Below are 15144 nucleotides of genomic sequence, written 5' to 3' on the forward strand. Positions count from 1 at the left end.
CAGTTTAAATTGCAAGCAACAGTCAGCTTTTCATAGACAAACCGAGCCACGCGTGGCACCTGATGCGCGGCCAAGGAAGACGCGCGTAATGACGGAAAAGACCTTCACACCAACCCCGGATCAAAGTCCTGCCTTTCGCGAGGCATTGGGATGCTTTGGCACCGGCGTCACCGTGATCACCACGCAAACCGAAGGTGGACCGCGCGCGATCACCGTGAATTCTTTTGCCTCGGTCTCATTGGACCCGCCACTGGTATTGTGGTGTCTGGCTAAGGAATCGTTCCGTTTCGACGCTTTCAGCGGCTGCGAACACTATTCGATTCATGTGATGGCACAGGATCAACAAGAGCAGGCGCTGCGATTTGCGCGTGACGGTACGGATTTCTCTCATGCAGATTGGACCGAGGACGAGACCGGTCGCCCGCAATTGAACCAATGTCTGGCGCGGTTCGATTGTCGTCTGCACGCACGGCACGACGCTGGTGATCACCTGATTATTGTCGGTCAAGTGGAACAGGTGATGTACCGCACCGGCAAAGGCTTGATCTTCAAACGCGGCCAGTTCGGCGGATTTGTCGACCTGATCTAGTCATCCAGCGATCCATGCACGGCCAGCGCCTCAAGCTGAGCATCCTGGGGCGTAATGACACGATAGCTTTCGTGCACGCCCGCCTCACTCAACTCACGGGCCACGGTCAGTAGCGTATTGGCGGCATGGTCTTCGCACAGGTCAGACATGTGATCGACTTCGGATTGTGCGACGCCCATTGCCGCCTCGACCGAAGGCGCGCCATAGAATTGCACAAAATGTTCGGCCAAATTGCGCGTGATCTGATCTTTCTCTGCCGGTTCGATCTGCGTCACCGCTACAAACGTCACACGACCAAAGGTTTCCAGACCCAACCAGCCATTTGCGAAAGCTTGCCGTGCCTTGCCCTCAAGATCGGCGTCGCTCCAGTTCGAAAACTCGAACCCGCCAGACACACACCACTCCCCGGTTCGCGCCGGAGAATGAAACACGTTCATATCGCTTTCGTCGAAATGGATTGCGCGGGCCAGTTTCATCATCCGTTCTCCAAAACGTCGGTCAGGGGACGCAGGCGTGTATCAGAGCCGTCCCGGATCAGCATTCCAAACCGCTCGTCAGTGCCCAGAAAAACTCCGCCACCGTCAAGTGGATCACCGACACCACGCAGCAAGCCCATCCATTCGGCATGCAGCGGTGCGTTGCCATCTTCCTGCCAGCGGTTCAGCCAAGTCAACGTATGACGCGACCAGCTTTCTACCAACTGGGTTGCGGAAACATCCGCACACCCCTCTTCATAAAGCGCGGTAACATCCGGTGTTGCGCCTGGGGCCTCGCTGGTTTGCAACAGCGCCAATTCCCATCCAACAATTAGCCAGTCAGGTTCCTGATCGGGCGATGTACTCGACGCAGCAACCCGGAACATCCCGCATTTTGCACCGTTCACACAAATCAATCCATCCCAGCCCAGATGCACAGCAACCTCTGGCGGAGCCAGAGCGCCTAGCGCATTCTGAAATCCCACAGCACACAGCGGCAACATCGCCATTGCGTCCTGAAGCGGCACTTCAGGCGCAAAGACGATGGCAACACGCAGGCGGTCGGCCTGAATGTTGTAAACGACGGTTCCCGCATCGCACCCCAGCGCGGCCATAGCCTGCGCACGGTCGAACGGGTCTTCCCCACCCTGAACCGGGTGACCCGTTAATAAAGGAGGGAAGACCGGAAGGGTCATGCGAAACCGTTTGAGATCAGGTCGCGTGCGATCTTGCGGAACGACTCGGCCTGCGGACTATCGGGTTTGCTGACCACGATAGGCGCACCTCCGTCAGCGGCCACGCGGATGTCCAGATGCAGTGGGATTTCACCCAGCAGCGGTACACCCAGCGATTCCGCCTCGGACGCGACACCGCCATGACCAAACACATGTTCTTCGTGCCCGCAGTTGGAGCAGATATGGGTCGACATGTTTTCGATCATGCCCACGATTGGAGTTTTGAGCTGATTGAACATATCGATCCCCTTGCGGGCGTCGATTAAGGCCACGTCCTGCGGGGTTGAAACCACGATGGCACCGTCCACCTGGAACTTCTGGCTCAGCGTCAACTGCACATCCCCGGTGCCGGGCGGAAGGTCGACGATCAGAACGTCCAACGCGCCCCACTGCACCTGCCCCATCATCTGTTGCAGCGCACCCATCAACATGGGTCCACGCCAGACTACAGCCTGACCTTCGTTGGTCATCAGCCCCATGGACATCATGGTCACGCCGTGATTGCGCAAAGGCAGGATGGTCTTGCCATCAGGGCTGGCCGGGCGACCGGATACACCCAGCATCCGGGGCTGAGAGGGACCGTAGACATCCGCGTCCAGCAGACCTACGCGCCGTCCTTCAGCCGCCAACGCACAGGCGAGGTTAGCCGAGACAGTAGACTTGCCGACGCCGCCTTTGCCCGAAGCAACGGCAATGATCCTGTCTACACCGGGAACGGCCTGCGGCCCGGTCTGAGACGGTTTGGGTTTCGGTTTCAGATCCGGCGGCGCTTTATCGGAATGCGCGGTCATCATCGCCGACACATTGGCCACACCGTCAACCATCTGCGCGGCTTTTTCGGCCGTCGCGCGCACGGGCTCCATCTTTTCCGAGTGCTTTGGGTCGATCTCAAGCACAAAGCGTACTGTGTCGCCTTCAACGTTCAGCGCACGCACGATGCCCGCGCTCACAATATCCTGCCCGGATACCGGGTCGGTGATCTTTTTCAGGTTCGCCAGAACCGCGTCACGAACACTCATGCCTTGTTTCCTTCGATGTGCCCTGCTGACAGGGGCGTGCGCATCACCATTGTCTGGTCGCCGCTCATTGCATGTGTCTCCGTCTCTTTCAGTTTATTTGACGCACCGCGCCCTGCCCCGTTAGGCTGAGCCATGCGCTTTGTCCTCTTGTGCCTGAGCCTGACGTTCTCTGCCACCCCCTCCTTGTCTCAGGAGGCGATTGGCCTTGCGGCCCCGGCCGAGGTGAAAGACTCGGGTCTGTTGCAACATATTCTTCCTCGCTTCTCTCTCAAGACCGGGATACGCGTTATTGCGGACGATGCGGGTGTTATGGTGCTTAATTCCGCGCCGCCCGGTGATCCTGTCTTTGCCCGTGAGGGGGTGGTGTATCACCTGAGCATTGAAGACGAAAAGCGTCAGGCCCGATTTCGCGACTGGCTGCTCTCGGATATCGGCAAACGCACCGTCGAGAGTTTTACACCTTCTCAGGGAGGAGCCTTCACCGTCAGCTTCGATCTGAATGTCGTTCAGGCAGACGAGGCTGTCGACGGCGACACCGTGCTGGGCGAAGAACTGTCGATGACCCATTGCGGACGGTGTCATGTGATCGGGCCCAAGAACCGAATGAACGGGCTGGGTTCGACCCCTTCCTTTGCCGTCTTGCGCGCCATGCCGGATTGGTCCGAACGGTTCGAGGCGTTTTTTGCGCTCAACCCCCACCCCGCATTTACACAGATCGACGGGCTGACGCCGCCTTTTGACCCCGAGCGCCCCTCTCCGATTCATCCTGTTGAAATGACCTTGGGCGATCTGGACGCAATACTCGCCTTTGTGTCGCGGATGAAAGCCGCAGATTTGGGGGCTCCGCTGCAGCTTCAATGATCCTTTCTGTCCGAATAATAGTCGTCGGTCGTGACAACCCGCGGCTTGGGCTTTGACTGGAACGGGTTATCCTGCTGTTCGAACTGCACTTTCACCCGGCAATTGTCACACATCTGGATCATCCGCGCCTGATCCGAGTTGGCAAACATCGGATGCGTGCCGGAAAGCTTCTCCATGATCCGCTCGACCGTAGATTTCACCCCAAACAATGCGCCGCATTCGACACAGGCAAAGGGTTCTTCTTCGTTGAGCACCTGTTGAGACAGCGCAGCATCGCTCAGATCCAGTTGCGGCACCAGAGTAATCGCGTCTTCTGGGCAGATCGTCTTGCACATTCCGCATTGCAGGCAGGCATCCTGCTGGAAGTTGAGTTGCGGTTTGTCCGGGTTGTCGATCAAAGCCCCCGACGGGCACAGTGACACACAGCTGAGGCACAGGGTGCAACTGTCGGTGTTCACCGCCACCGCCCCGTAAGGCGCGTTTTCGGGCAGAGCCAGTGGAGCCTCGGCCTGCGGATTTAGCGCCTGCGCGGCCAATCGTGTGATCTGCCGCCGGTTGCCCAGCGGAAGAACAGGATCGGCCAGCGGCAGCGGCTCGTCTTGACCATAGAGCATATCAGCCATGACATCCGGATCAGCCTCATCAATTAGCCCAATAACATTTGATCCGGCAATCGCTTGTGCCAACGCTACCTCACGATCCAGCGCGTCACGTTCCGTCGTGGGTGCAAGCAACACGTCGACCCGGGCAAATCCATGCGCCAAAGCAGCCAACATCTCGGCGTGACCGAAACCTGATATTACATTTAGTTCCAGCGGGATAACGTCCGAAGGTAAACCGCGACCAAAACGCGCTGCCAGTCGGATCATCTCGGCGCCATGCGCGTCATGGACAAGCAATCGGGGCGCGACCCCACCCGATCGGCGATAGGTTCGTGCCAGGATGTGCATCCGAGACAGCAGTGCCGACACGGTCGGGTCCTCGTAGGTAATCGCAGTTGAAGGGCACAAGGCGGCGCATGCGCCACAACCGGCACACACCATCGGGTCGATGCTCACATGTTCACCCGCTGGGGTTATTGCGCCGGTCGGGCAGACATCCAGACAGTTTGAACAGCCCACCTGTTCCGCCCGTGAATGGGCGCAGAGGGTTTCTTCCAACCGCACGTACAAGGGTTTTTCGAATGTCCCAACAAGCTGTGCGGCCTCAAAAGCCAAACGTTCGACAGCCACCGCGTCTTTTGGATCAGCGCGCAGATACCCTTCACGCTTGGTCGGGGCCTGTACAAACGGCGTGCCACCTGCAAGGTCCAGGATAATGTCACATGTGGATTGCGCCCCGTCTTTCGGGTCAGTCCATGCGAAGGCACCGCGCCCACCCGGTAGAACCTGTTGCAATGCGTCCAGACGAAGTGAAAACCCGCCCAACGCCCCGGACACTGATTTCACCTGCCCACGTATCACGTCAAACGCGCGCGAGATTGGCTCTGCCTGATCGGTCGCCAGAACGGTCACTGCCAAGGTTCCGGCCAACCTCTCAGCAACATCAAAACTCACAGCGCCAGGACCAATGATGAAACAGGTTCCCTCGCTTATGACATCCACGCTGGGCGTCACGGGTTGCGGTAACTGCGCCTCAGCCGCCAGCGCCGCCATTTTAGGCGTTGCATCTGCACCCTGATCGGACCAACCCGCACGGTCGCGCAAATCAAAGAAGCCGGGCATTTCAATATTCAGATCTTCTGCCAGAGACTGGAACACCTCTTGTTCCTGCAGGCAGGCAATTGTGGTTGCTCCCTCCTGCATCAGCTCGACCGCGGATTGCAGTTGGGTTGTGCACAGCGCCGTGTGCACATTGGAACAGCTGACGCCACAGGCGCTTTCGATCCTGTCGGGATCCAAAACCTGAGTTCCAGCGCAATCGCATAGCAGTATTTTGGTGCCCATTTTCCCTCCCGCAGGACGCTCTCCTGATCCCATGAAGCTTAGGCTGTACGCAGGGCCCGGCAACTTCAACCCCCTGTCGCGAACCGTTTGCCAGCCTGCATTCGGACCTAAAATCTAAGGAAACAAAAGTGTTTTTGACCTCAATCACGCAGTTGCGACCCAAACCTACGACCAAAGTACTAAAGCGCAGGCTTGGCACAAGCGCGAAATGTGTACCATAGTGTTCATGCAAAGGCAGGGGAGAGCCTTTCGGGGAGGAGCCAGTGGCCAAGGCCGCAAGCCAGATCGAAATGCCGGTTGGCGTCATCGTACGCAAAACGCCCGGGGTCACGCGTTGGGCCCGTTGGAACTGGCGTGCAGTCGCCGTATTGCCCGGCGCCGGCCCCGCTGATTGGCAGGAATTGCGTCGTGAGGGCGATGCGGTTGAATACCACGCAGCCACCCTGCCCCTGACACTTTGGGCGGATGAGACCGAAGCCTACATGGTCAATCTGTCAGACGGCCTGCCTTCTCTCTATCTGGTGTTGCGCGACGAATTGCAGGGCGACGTTCCGTTGAACGCGGTTCTCATCACTGCCTCACCGTTTGAAGGGCAGGACTATGCGGACACCGGCGAGGAAATTGTCGAGAAAATCCCCATGACCGAAGGCTTGATTGCCTGGGTGCGGGATTTCACCCTTCAGCATCATAAAGACGAGGTGTTCATCAAGCGTCGGCGGGACAAAAAGCGTACCGATCTGGTAGAGGACGGCAAAGGCGACCCACGGATCAGGCAAACCTCGGATGTCTACCGCGCGCCGCGGAGGGTTGTGCAATGACCCAGGTCCGCGACTTCTGGTCCCGACGCAAGGCAGCCGTGAAGGCTGAAGCCGAGGCTGAGGTTGTTGCGGCTGAAGAACAGGCGATCGCTGCACAGCACGCTGAACTTGAGGAAAAAAGCGATGCTGAGCTATTGGCCGAGTTTGATCTGCCGGACCCGGAGACATTGCAGCCCGGAGATGATGTATCGGGTTTTATGGCCAAAGCTGTACCCGACCGGCTGCGCCGCCGTGCCTTGCGGCGCTTGTGGCGACTGAACCCCGTTTTGGCCAACGTCGACGGGCTGGTCGACTATGGTGAGGACTACACAGACGCGGCCTGTGTGATTGAGAACCTCCAAACAGCGTATCAGGTTGGCAAGGGTATGCTGGCCCATGTCGAAGCCCTGGCGGCGGCTGAAGACCCTCCTGAGGATGAGTTCGCCCTTGAAGATGAGCCTACACCTGATCCGGTGACAAATGCAGAGCCCCCGAGTGATACTCCCCCTGTTCAAGAGGCGGTCCTGGCAGAGACAGAAGCAGAAACCGAGGTTGAGGACGAAATCGAAATGCCCCCGGCCCCGCGCCGCATGAGATTTGAATTCGAAGGATAAAGAATGACCGCAAGCAACGCGCAAAATATGGATATCTCAGCCGAGGATCGGCTGCGCGCGGATTTCTACAACTTTCTGGGCCTGCTTCTGGCTGGCCCGCCAGATCAGTTGCTTTTGGACCAGATGGCGGGTCTAAGCGGAGATGACACCGATCTGGGTCAAGCCATTCAGGCTATGGCACGCGTCGCCAAGGTCACCAAACCTGCTGCTGCCGAGCGCGAGTTCAACGCGCTGTTCATTGGCTTGGGACGTGGTGAGTTGCTGCCTTACGCCAGTTTTTATCTGACCGGGTTCCTGAACGAAAAACCATTGGCGCAATTGCGCAATGACATGGCGGTACGCGGGATCACCCGTGCGCAGAACGTTTTTGAACCCGAAGACAACGTTGCCTCACTGATGGAGATGATGGCGGGCATGATCGTTGGCCGTTTCGGATCGCCGGCGACGTTGGAAGACCAGAAAACGTTCTGGAACAAACATATCGGCCCCTGGGCCGCACATTTCTATTCGGATTTGGAAGCCGCCGAAGCGTCGGTTCTCTATGCCTCGGTCGGCACCGCCGGTCGGGTGTTCATGGAAATCGAACGCGAGGCCTTCCGAATGACGGCGGCATAACCCGCCACTCGCCAGCGCCTGAATTGGCGCTAGATCGCAAATGGGAGAGGAGAAGCCCATGAGCAAGACCAAGGAAGAAGGCGCAACCCGCCGCGACTTCCTGAAACTGGCCGGAACCGCAGCGCCTGCTGCCGTCGCCGCCGCCAGCCTGAGCGGTCAAGCCGAAGCAGCCGAGCTGCCGACGGACGAGACCCGCATGCAAGATACAGCGCATACCCGCGCCTATCTGGAAAGCGCGCGCTTCTAAGCCGCCTCGACTGCGCCCGGCGCACCAGCCGGACGATGTCACTTACCCGACTGACGGTTGCGATTGGCCCTGACGTCGGTTTCGCAGTTACCAAGCCAGCCGTGATCCTCATGGCCAGCAAGGGAGGAAAGAAATGCTTAGGAAAAAGACCAACGGGGTTGCGAGACGCCCCCAGCGGACAAGTATCCTGTCCCAGGTCGGCGAGAAAACCGTCGATCGCCGCGCATTCCTGCGTGGCTCGGGCCTGACGATCGGCGGCCTTGCCGCGATCAGCGCCACGGGTGGAACCGTGACGCCTGCCAGCGCCCAAACAGCGGCAAACACCGCCGTTGAAAACATCAAATCCGTATGCACCCACTGTTCGGTCGGCTGTACGGTCGTCGCCGAAGTTCAGAACGGTGTCTGGGTCGGGCAAGAACCCGGCTGGGACAGCCCGTTCAACCTGGGTGCACATTGTGCCAAGGGGGCCTCGGTCCGCGAGCATGCCCATGGCGAGCGTCGCCTCAAATATCCGATGAAAAAGGAAGGCGGCGAGTGGAAGCGCATCAGCTGGGAAGAGGCGATCAACGAGATCGGCGACGGCATGATGAACATCCGTCAGGAATCCGGGCCGGACAGCGTGTACTGGCTGGGCTCGGCCAAGCACAATAACGAACAGGCCTATCTGTTCCGCAAGTTCGCCGCCTACTGGGGCACGAACAATGTGGACCACCAGGCCCGTATCTGCCACTCGACCACTGTTGCGGGTGTTGCGAATACATGGGGCTACGGCGCCATGACCAATTCGTACAATGACATCCACAACTCACGGGCCATCTTCATCATCGGCGGCAACCCGGCCGAGGCGCATCCCGTCTCGCTGCTGCACGTTCTGCGCGCGAAAGAGCAGAACAACGCTCCGCTGATCGTCTGCGACCCGCGCTTTACGCGCACCGCGGCGCATGCGGATGAATATGTGCGGTTCCGTCCCGGCACAGACGTTGCGTTGATCTGGGGTATCCTGTGGCACATCTTCGACAACGGTTGGGAGGACAAAGAGTTCATCCGCACCCGTGTCTGGGGTATGGACCAAATCCGCACCGAAGTTGCCAACTGGAACCCGGAAGAGACCGAGCGTGTAACCGGTGTTCCCGGCTCACAGCTCAAGCGTGTTGCCCGTACCATGGTCAACAACCGCCCCGGCACTGTGATCTGGTGTATGGGTGGTACGCAGCACACCAACGGCAACAACAACACCCGCGCTTACTGCGTGCTCCAGCTTGCCTTGGGCAACATGGGCACTTCGGGCGGCGGCACCAACATCTTCCGCGGCCATGACAACGTGCAGGGCGCGACGGACCTTGGTGTTCTGTCCCACACCCTGCCCGGCTATTACGGCCTGTCGAAGGGTGCATGGGGTCACTGGGCCCGTGTCTGGGGTGAAGATCCCGAATGGCTGGCAGGCCAGTTCGCCACGATCAAGGACAAGGAAGGCAAGGATAAACCGCTTCAGAACGAACGCGGCATCCCGGTCTCTCGCTGGATTGATGGTGTTCTGGAAGACCCGGCCAACATGGATCAGGACAATAATGTCCGTGCCATGGTTCTGTGGGGCCATGCGCCCAACTCGCAGACCCGGATGACGGAAATGAAGACGGCGATGGAGAAGCTGGACATGCTGGTCGTGATCGACCCGTATCCCACCGTCTCGGCCGTGCTGCATGACCGCACCGATGGCGTCTACCTGCTGCCCGCCTGTACACAGTTCGAAACCCGTGGCTCGGTCACGGCGTCGAACCGGTCGCTGCAATGGCGCGACAAGGTGGTAGAACCGCTGTTCGAAAGCCTGCCGGACGAGGTCATCATGGCCAAGTTCGCCAACAAGTTCGGCTGGGCGGATCGATTGTTCCGCAATATCGAGATGGACGATCCGGAAACCCCCAATGTTGAAAGCATCACACGTGAGTTCAACGCGGGTCTCTGGACCATCGGATATACCGGTCAGTCGCCAGAGCGTTTGAAAAGCCATATGGCCAACCAGCACACGTTCGACAGAACCACGCTGCAAGCCATTGGTGGACCCAACGATGGCGAATACTACGGTCTGCCCTGGCCCTGCTGGGGAACACCGGAGATGGGTCATACGGGAACACCAAACCTCTATGACATGTCCAAACCGGTGGCCGAAGGTGGCCTGACCTTCCGCGCGCGCTTTGGCGTGGAACGCGATGGCGACAACCTGCTGGCCGAAGGGGTCTATAGCGTCGGATCGGAAATTCAGGATGGATACCCTGAATTCACGATGCAAATGCTGATGGACCTTGGCTGGGACGGTGATCTGACGGCTGAGGAACGCGCAGCTATCGACGCCGTTGCGGGACCAGAGACCAACTGGAAAACCGACCTGTCCGGCGGTATCCAGCGGGTCGCGATCGAGCATGGCTGCGCGCCCTTCGGGAACGCCAAAGCCCGCGCGGTTGTCTGGACCTTCCCGGATCCGATCCCACTGCATCGCGAGCCGCTCTATACCAACCGGCGCGATCTGGTGGAGGACTATCCGACCTACGAAGACCGGCAAGCATATCGCCTACCTACCCTTTATGCTTCGATCCAAAAGAACGACTTTTCAAAGGATTACCCGATAATCCTCACGTCAGGTCGTCTGGTCGAATATGAAGGCGGCGGGGATGAGACACGGTCGAACCCGTGGCTGGCCGAGCTCCAACAGGACATGTTCGTAGAGATCAATCCGCGCGATGCCAACAACCTTGGTATTCGTGACGGATCGCAGGTCTGGGTCGAAGGTCCTGAGGGTGGCAAGGTCAAGGTGATGGCGATGCTGACCAACAGGGTCGGTGCCGGCGTGGCCTTCATGCCGTTCCACTTTGGTGGCCATTTCCAGGGTGAAGACCTGAGGGAGAAATACCCGAAAGGCGCCGATCCCTATGTGCTGGGTGAAAGTACCAACACCGCCCAGACCTATGGCTATGATTCCGTGACCCAGATGCAAGAGACCAAAGCGACTCTCTGCAAAATCTGGTCAGCGTAAGGGAGGAGAAGAGAACATGGCAGCAAGAGCAAAGTTTCTCTGCGACGCCGAACGCTGCATCGAGTGCAATGCCTGCGTCACCGCGTGTAAGAACGAACACGAGGTGCCGTGGGGCGTGAACCGCCGCAGGGTGGTGACGATCAATGACGGTGACCCGGGCGAACGCTCGATTTCGGTGGCCTGTATGCATTGTTCGGATGCGCCCTGCATGGCGGTGTGCCCGGTCGACTGCTTCTATCAGAACGAAGAAGGGGTCGTCCTGCACTCCAAGGACCTGTGCATTGGTTGTGGTTATTGCTTCTACGCGTGCCCCTTCGGCGCACCGCAATACCCGCAGGCAGGCAACTTCGGATCGCGCGGCAAGATGGACAAATGTACCTTCTGCGCCGGTGGCCCCGAGGAAACGCACTCGACCGCAGAGTTCGCAAAATATGGTCGCAACCGGATCGCCGAGGGCAAATTGCCCATCTGCGCCGAGATGTGTTCCACCAAGGCCCTGCTCGCCGGTGACGGCGACGTGGTCTCGGCCATCTACCGCGAGCGCGTCGTTGCGCGCGGGTTCGGCTCGGGCGCGTGGGGTTGGGGCACCGCCTACGACCAGAAAGACGGCTAAGACCGCTTTTCCATGAACCAAACAGGCGACCCGCATCCGTGGGTCGCCTGATCAGGGATTTTGACCGAGGTTCAGATGTTCCGCTTACTCATCGCATTGCTGTTCACCATTGGGCTGGCACAGGCCACCGTTGCGCAAACCAACGAGGCTGAGGCACCCGCCACCACGAATGAGCGCGCCTCGACCGGTGGTGCGACCACGCTTGAGGATATTCTCGCGCGTCAGCGTGGAGAGAAAGTCGATAACAGTTTTCGCTCAGAAAACACTGGCCAGGGCAATGTCGAAGGTCTGTTGGGCCAGTTTGGACCCAGCGGCGTATCCTCGGACAGTGACGTGTACCGCGCGCTGCGCTTTGGCTCGGCCGACGTGACCGTATCCTCGCGCGGACCTGCTGACAGTGTACTGATCCAAGATGGCGGCATGTGGTGGTGGGAATTCCGCACAGGGCCGTTACGCGAATATGGCGGTTACATCATCGCAGGAATGCTGGCCATCATCGTTCTGTTTTTCCTGATCCGAGGCAAGATTCGCATCGACGGAGAAAAGACCGGCCGTACCGTCCTGCGCTTCACCAGTTTTGAACGCTTCGGTCATTGGCTGTTTGCAGGATCATTCGTCGTGCTTGCGATCACCGGCCTGCTAACGCTCTATGGCCGCGACTTCTTGATCCCGATCTTCGGCAAGGAAGGTTTCGCAACCATCGCGCAAGGCTGCAAATGGCTGCACAACAATCTGGCATGGGCCTTCATGTTGGGGCTGATCATCATCACGGTGAACTGGATTGCCCATAACATCCCCAACCGCACCGACCTGAAATGGCTGGCAGCCGGAGGAGGCTTGTTCAGCAAAAACAGCCACCCACCCGCCAAGAAATTCAACGCAGGGCAAAAGATCATCTTCTGGGCCTGCATATTGCTGGGCGTCTCGATCAGCCTGTCCGGTCTGTCGCTGTTGTTTCCGTTTGAATTGCCGATGTTCGCCAAGACCTTCTCGGTTGCCAATGCCACCGGCATTCCACAAGCGCTTGGTCTGAACCTGCCCGTGCAAATGTCGCCTCAGGAAGAGATGCAATATGCCCAGATCTGGCACGTGATGGTCGCTTATGTCTTCATCGCCATCATTATCGCGCATATCTACCTCGGCTCGGTCGGGATGGAGGGCGCGTTTGACGCCATGGGTTCGGGCGAAGTCGAAGAACAATGGGCGCGCGAACACCACTCGTTGTGGCTGGAAGAGGTGCAGGAAAAAGAGGCTGGCAAGGCAGCGGCCTCACCCGCCGAATAGATGCGCTGGCTGATCCTTGCCTGTGCGTTGACCCCACTGCCCGCATGGGCGGAGTTCTTCACGCTCAAAGGCCATGGCGGGCCGATCATGGGAATTGCCACCGCGCCAGACGGTCGGATCGCAACAGCCAGTTTCGACAATTCTGTCGGGCTATGGTCGGACCAGACACCCCAATGGCTAGAAGGACACGAAGCCGCCGTGAACGCGGTCGTTTTCAACGGTACAGCCATCTATTCCGCCGGAGATGATTTTACTCTGCGTCGTTGGCCGGGCGGAGAGATTGTCGGTCAGCACAAAGGCAAGATCGTTTCTGTGGCCGCGTCAAAAACGCATGTCGCGACGGCCAGTTGGGACGGCACAATCGGTATTTGGCCCATTGATGGCACCGCCCCCGACCTGTTCGGCCCTACGGGCAGCGGCGTAAATGCAGTCACTTTTTCACCGGATGGATCAAAGCTTTTTTCCGCTGGCGTCGATGGGTCCTTACGCGTGTGGGATGTCGCAACCGGCGAAGAAACGGATCGGCTGGTTGAGCACGGCTTTGGCATCAACGAATTGATCTTTAATGCGCAGAACAACTGGATCGCCTATGGTGCGGTGGACGGGGTGACGCGAATCCTCGATCTGACAACCGGTGAAGAACGCGACTTCACTCTGGGTCGCCGCCCGATCCTGGCCCTTGCACTCAGCCCGGACCGAAGCCTTTTGGCCGTCGGCGACGGTGAAGGCTATATCATGATGATCGACACTACCGAATGGCGCATCACGCAGGATTTTCGCGCAACGCTGCGCGGACCGGTCTGGGCGCTGTCATTCTCGGATGATGGTCAGAACATCCACGCCGGTGGCATAGACGCGGCCATGTACAGCTGGCCCGTGGGTGACCTGTCGGATCAACAGCAAATGGCCTCTTCCGAGCCCAGTTTTCTAAAAGATCCCGACGAAATGGAAAACGGAGAGCGCCAATTCGCCCGCAAATGCTCGATCTGCCACAGCCTGACACCCGACAGCGAACGCCGAGCTGGGCCGACGCTGCACGGTATCTTTGGACGACCTGCCGGAACCCTGCCCGGATATTTATACTCGGATACGCTGCAAGACTCTGATATTGTTTGGAATGAACAGACAATAAATGCCCTTTTCGATGAGGGGCCGGATCATTACATTCCGGGGTCGAAGATGCCGATGCAACGAATTACAGAACAGCAGGATCGGGACGACCTGATCGCCTTCCTGCGCCGCGCGACGGACGACCAGAACTGAACCGGAGGAGACTATGAAAGCCTTTTTTGCCGCAGTTGCCGCGATGGTCGTGATTACAGTCGCAGCCCCATCCACACTGGATCGGTTCGGGTTCAGTGCTGCTGATACCACGTCGGGTCCAGCGGTGCGCCTCGACTGAATGTCTCAATACCTGACCACCCGAGAACTGGCCGATCTGCTGCGCATTGGCGAGCGGAAAGCCTATGATCTTGCCTCTTCGGGCGAGGTGCCCTGCGTGCGCGCCATGGGCAAGCTGCTGTTCCCAAGAACCGAAATCATCGCCTGGCTCAACGCCTCACGGTCCGGTCCGCAGGTGGCTGAACCGCCCCTGCCCCCGATTGTTGCTGGCAGTCACGACCCGCTGCTGGACTGGGCGCTGCGCGAAAGCGGATCAGGGCTTGCCACCTACTATGATGGCTCTTTCGATGGATTGACGCGGCTGAGCGACCGCACTGCGCAGGCCGCGGTATTGCACATCCACGAAGACGGAGGGTTCAACACCAATTCCCTGCGCGACGCCTTGGGAGAAGCCCCGGTCGTTCTCTGTGAAATCGCCCGACGGGAACGGGGATTACTGCTTGCTCCGGGCATATCGGACATCAAATCGTTCCAAGACCTCAGATCCAGACGCGTCATCCTGCGTCAGGACAGTGCAGCCAGCCAGCGCCTGTTTGAGGCGCAACTTGAGGTACATGGGCTAAATCGTGAAGACTTGGACGTTTTCCACGGTTGCGCCCGCACCGAAGAAGAACTGGCCATAGCGCTGCACGATCAAAAGGCCGAGGCTGGCTTTGGACTGGGTGCCTTGGCCGGGCTGTACAACCTTGGCTTTGTCCCCACCCATTCCGAGCGGCTGGATCTGGCGATCTGGCGCAGATCTTTTTTCGATCCGCCAATGCAAAAGCTGATGACACTGCTACGCTCGGATCATTTCACACAACGGGCCCGAGAATTCGGCGGTTATGACCTGTCGGGCCTCGGTACGATCCACCACAATGGTGTCAGCGGCTGATCCCCCGCCCACCGCTTCATCTTTTCAAAAATACTCGCCCCGCAAG

The 15144-nt window shown here is 58.8% G+C and carries 17 protein-coding genes; 12 read left to right on the forward strand and 5 right to left on the reverse strand.

The window, feature by feature from the left end; genetic code table 11:
- The first annotated feature begins 88 nt into the window (after positions 1-88).
- Positions 89-589, forward strand: a complete 501-nt coding sequence (locus ACR3EH_RS01995; protein ID WP_171646843.1) for a flavin reductase family protein — start codon at positions 89-91, stop codon at positions 587-589.
- On the opposite strand, the gene ACR3EH_RS02000 is transcribed toward ACR3EH_RS01995, so the two are convergent.
- The 4 genes from ACR3EH_RS02000 to ACR3EH_RS02015 are packed head-to-tail and all read right to left on the reverse strand — an operon-like array spanning position 586 to position 2952.
- Positions 586-1065 (reverse strand): DUF6505 family protein, encoded by a 480-nt coding sequence (locus tag ACR3EH_RS02000; RefSeq protein WP_171646841.1) that lies wholly within the window; start codon positions 1063-1065, stop codon positions 586-588. The two genes, ACR3EH_RS01995 and ACR3EH_RS02000, sit on opposite strands and share 4 nt — an antisense overlap.
- Positions 1065-1760, reverse strand: coding sequence for a biotin/lipoate--protein ligase family protein (locus ACR3EH_RS02005; protein ID WP_171646839.1), 696 nt, complete (start codon positions 1758-1760; stop codon positions 1065-1067). Before ACR3EH_RS02005 ends, ACR3EH_RS02000 begins: the two co-directional genes overlap by 1 nt.
- Entirely contained in the window at positions 1757-2818 is a 1062-nt protein-coding gene (locus ACR3EH_RS02010) for an Mrp/NBP35 family ATP-binding protein (protein ID WP_171675509.1), read from the reverse strand. Before ACR3EH_RS02010 ends, ACR3EH_RS02005 begins: the two co-directional genes overlap by 4 nt.
- Entirely contained in the window at positions 2815-2952 is a 138-nt protein-coding gene (locus ACR3EH_RS02015) for a hypothetical protein (RefSeq protein WP_171182819.1), read from the reverse strand. Before ACR3EH_RS02015 ends, ACR3EH_RS02010 begins: the two co-directional genes overlap by 4 nt.
- Between ACR3EH_RS02015 and ACR3EH_RS02020 the strand changes: the two genes are divergently transcribed.
- Positions 2951-3679, forward strand: a complete 729-nt coding sequence (locus ACR3EH_RS02020; RefSeq protein ID WP_171089519.1) for a cytochrome c family protein — start codon at positions 2951-2953, stop codon at positions 3677-3679. The genes ACR3EH_RS02015 and ACR3EH_RS02020 overlap by 2 nt on opposite strands.
- On the opposite strand, the gene ACR3EH_RS02025 is transcribed toward ACR3EH_RS02020, so the two are convergent.
- Complete coding sequence (locus ACR3EH_RS02025) at positions 3673-5625, reverse strand: 4Fe-4S binding protein (protein WP_171182818.1); 1953 nt, start codon at positions 5623-5625, stop codon at positions 3673-3675. The two genes, ACR3EH_RS02020 and ACR3EH_RS02025, sit on opposite strands and share 7 nt — an antisense overlap.
- 263 nt (positions 5626-5888) lie before the next feature.
- On the opposite strand from ACR3EH_RS02025, the gene ACR3EH_RS02030 reads away from it, so the two are divergent.
- The 10 genes from ACR3EH_RS02030 to ACR3EH_RS02075 all read left to right on the forward strand — a co-directional run bounded on the left by ACR3EH_RS02030 (position 5889) and on the right by ACR3EH_RS02075 (position 15098).
- Positions 5889-6443: a DUF3305 domain-containing protein gene (locus ACR3EH_RS02030; protein WP_171089515.1), complete on the forward strand. Its 555-nt coding sequence runs from the start codon at positions 5889-5891 to the stop codon at positions 6441-6443.
- On the forward strand, positions 6440-7036 hold the full coding sequence (locus tag ACR3EH_RS02035) for a DUF3306 domain-containing protein (protein WP_171182816.1): 597 nt from the start codon (positions 6440-6442) through the stop codon (positions 7034-7036). Before ACR3EH_RS02030 ends, ACR3EH_RS02035 begins: the two co-directional genes overlap by 4 nt.
- 3 nt (positions 7037-7039) lie before the next feature.
- Positions 7040-7651, forward strand: a complete 612-nt coding sequence (locus ACR3EH_RS02040; protein ID WP_171182814.1) for a TorD/DmsD family molecular chaperone — start codon at positions 7040-7042, stop codon at positions 7649-7651.
- 58 nt (positions 7652-7709) lie between these two features.
- On the forward strand, positions 7710-7898 hold the full coding sequence (locus ACR3EH_RS02045) for a ubiquinol-cytochrome c reductase iron-sulfur subunit N-terminal domain-containing protein (RefSeq protein ID WP_170376587.1): 189 nt from the start codon (positions 7710-7712) through the stop codon (positions 7896-7898).
- A gap of 133 nt (positions 7899-8031) precedes the next feature.
- Complete coding sequence (locus ACR3EH_RS02050; protein ID WP_171182812.1) at positions 8032-10926, forward strand: formate dehydrogenase subunit alpha; 2895 nt, start codon at positions 8032-8034, stop codon at positions 10924-10926.
- Between the two features lie 16 nt (positions 10927-10942).
- Positions 10943-11539, forward strand: a complete 597-nt coding sequence (fdh3B, locus tag ACR3EH_RS02055) for a formate dehydrogenase FDH3 subunit beta (RefSeq protein ID WP_039530246.1) — start codon at positions 10943-10945, stop codon at positions 11537-11539.
- Between the two features lie 75 nt (positions 11540-11614).
- Complete coding sequence (locus tag ACR3EH_RS02060) at positions 11615-12823, forward strand: formate dehydrogenase subunit gamma (protein WP_171182810.1); 1209 nt, start codon at positions 11615-11617, stop codon at positions 12821-12823.
- Positions 12824-14086, forward strand: a complete 1263-nt coding sequence (locus ACR3EH_RS02065) for a c-type cytochrome (protein ID WP_171182807.1) — start codon at positions 12824-12826, stop codon at positions 14084-14086.
- A gap of 13 nt (positions 14087-14099) precedes the next feature.
- A complete protein-coding gene (locus ACR3EH_RS02070; RefSeq protein WP_256367925.1) occupies positions 14100-14225 on the forward strand; it encodes a hypothetical protein in 126 nt (41 codons plus the stop codon).
- Positions 14226-15098 (forward strand): helix-turn-helix transcriptional regulator, encoded by an 873-nt coding sequence (locus ACR3EH_RS02075; RefSeq protein WP_171182805.1) that lies wholly within the window; start codon positions 14226-14228, stop codon positions 15096-15098. It abuts the gene before it with no gap.
- The last annotated feature ends 46 nt before the right edge of the window (positions 15099-15144 follow it).

The sequence above is a fragment of the Ruegeria sp. BG7 genome, assembly GCF_056535685.1.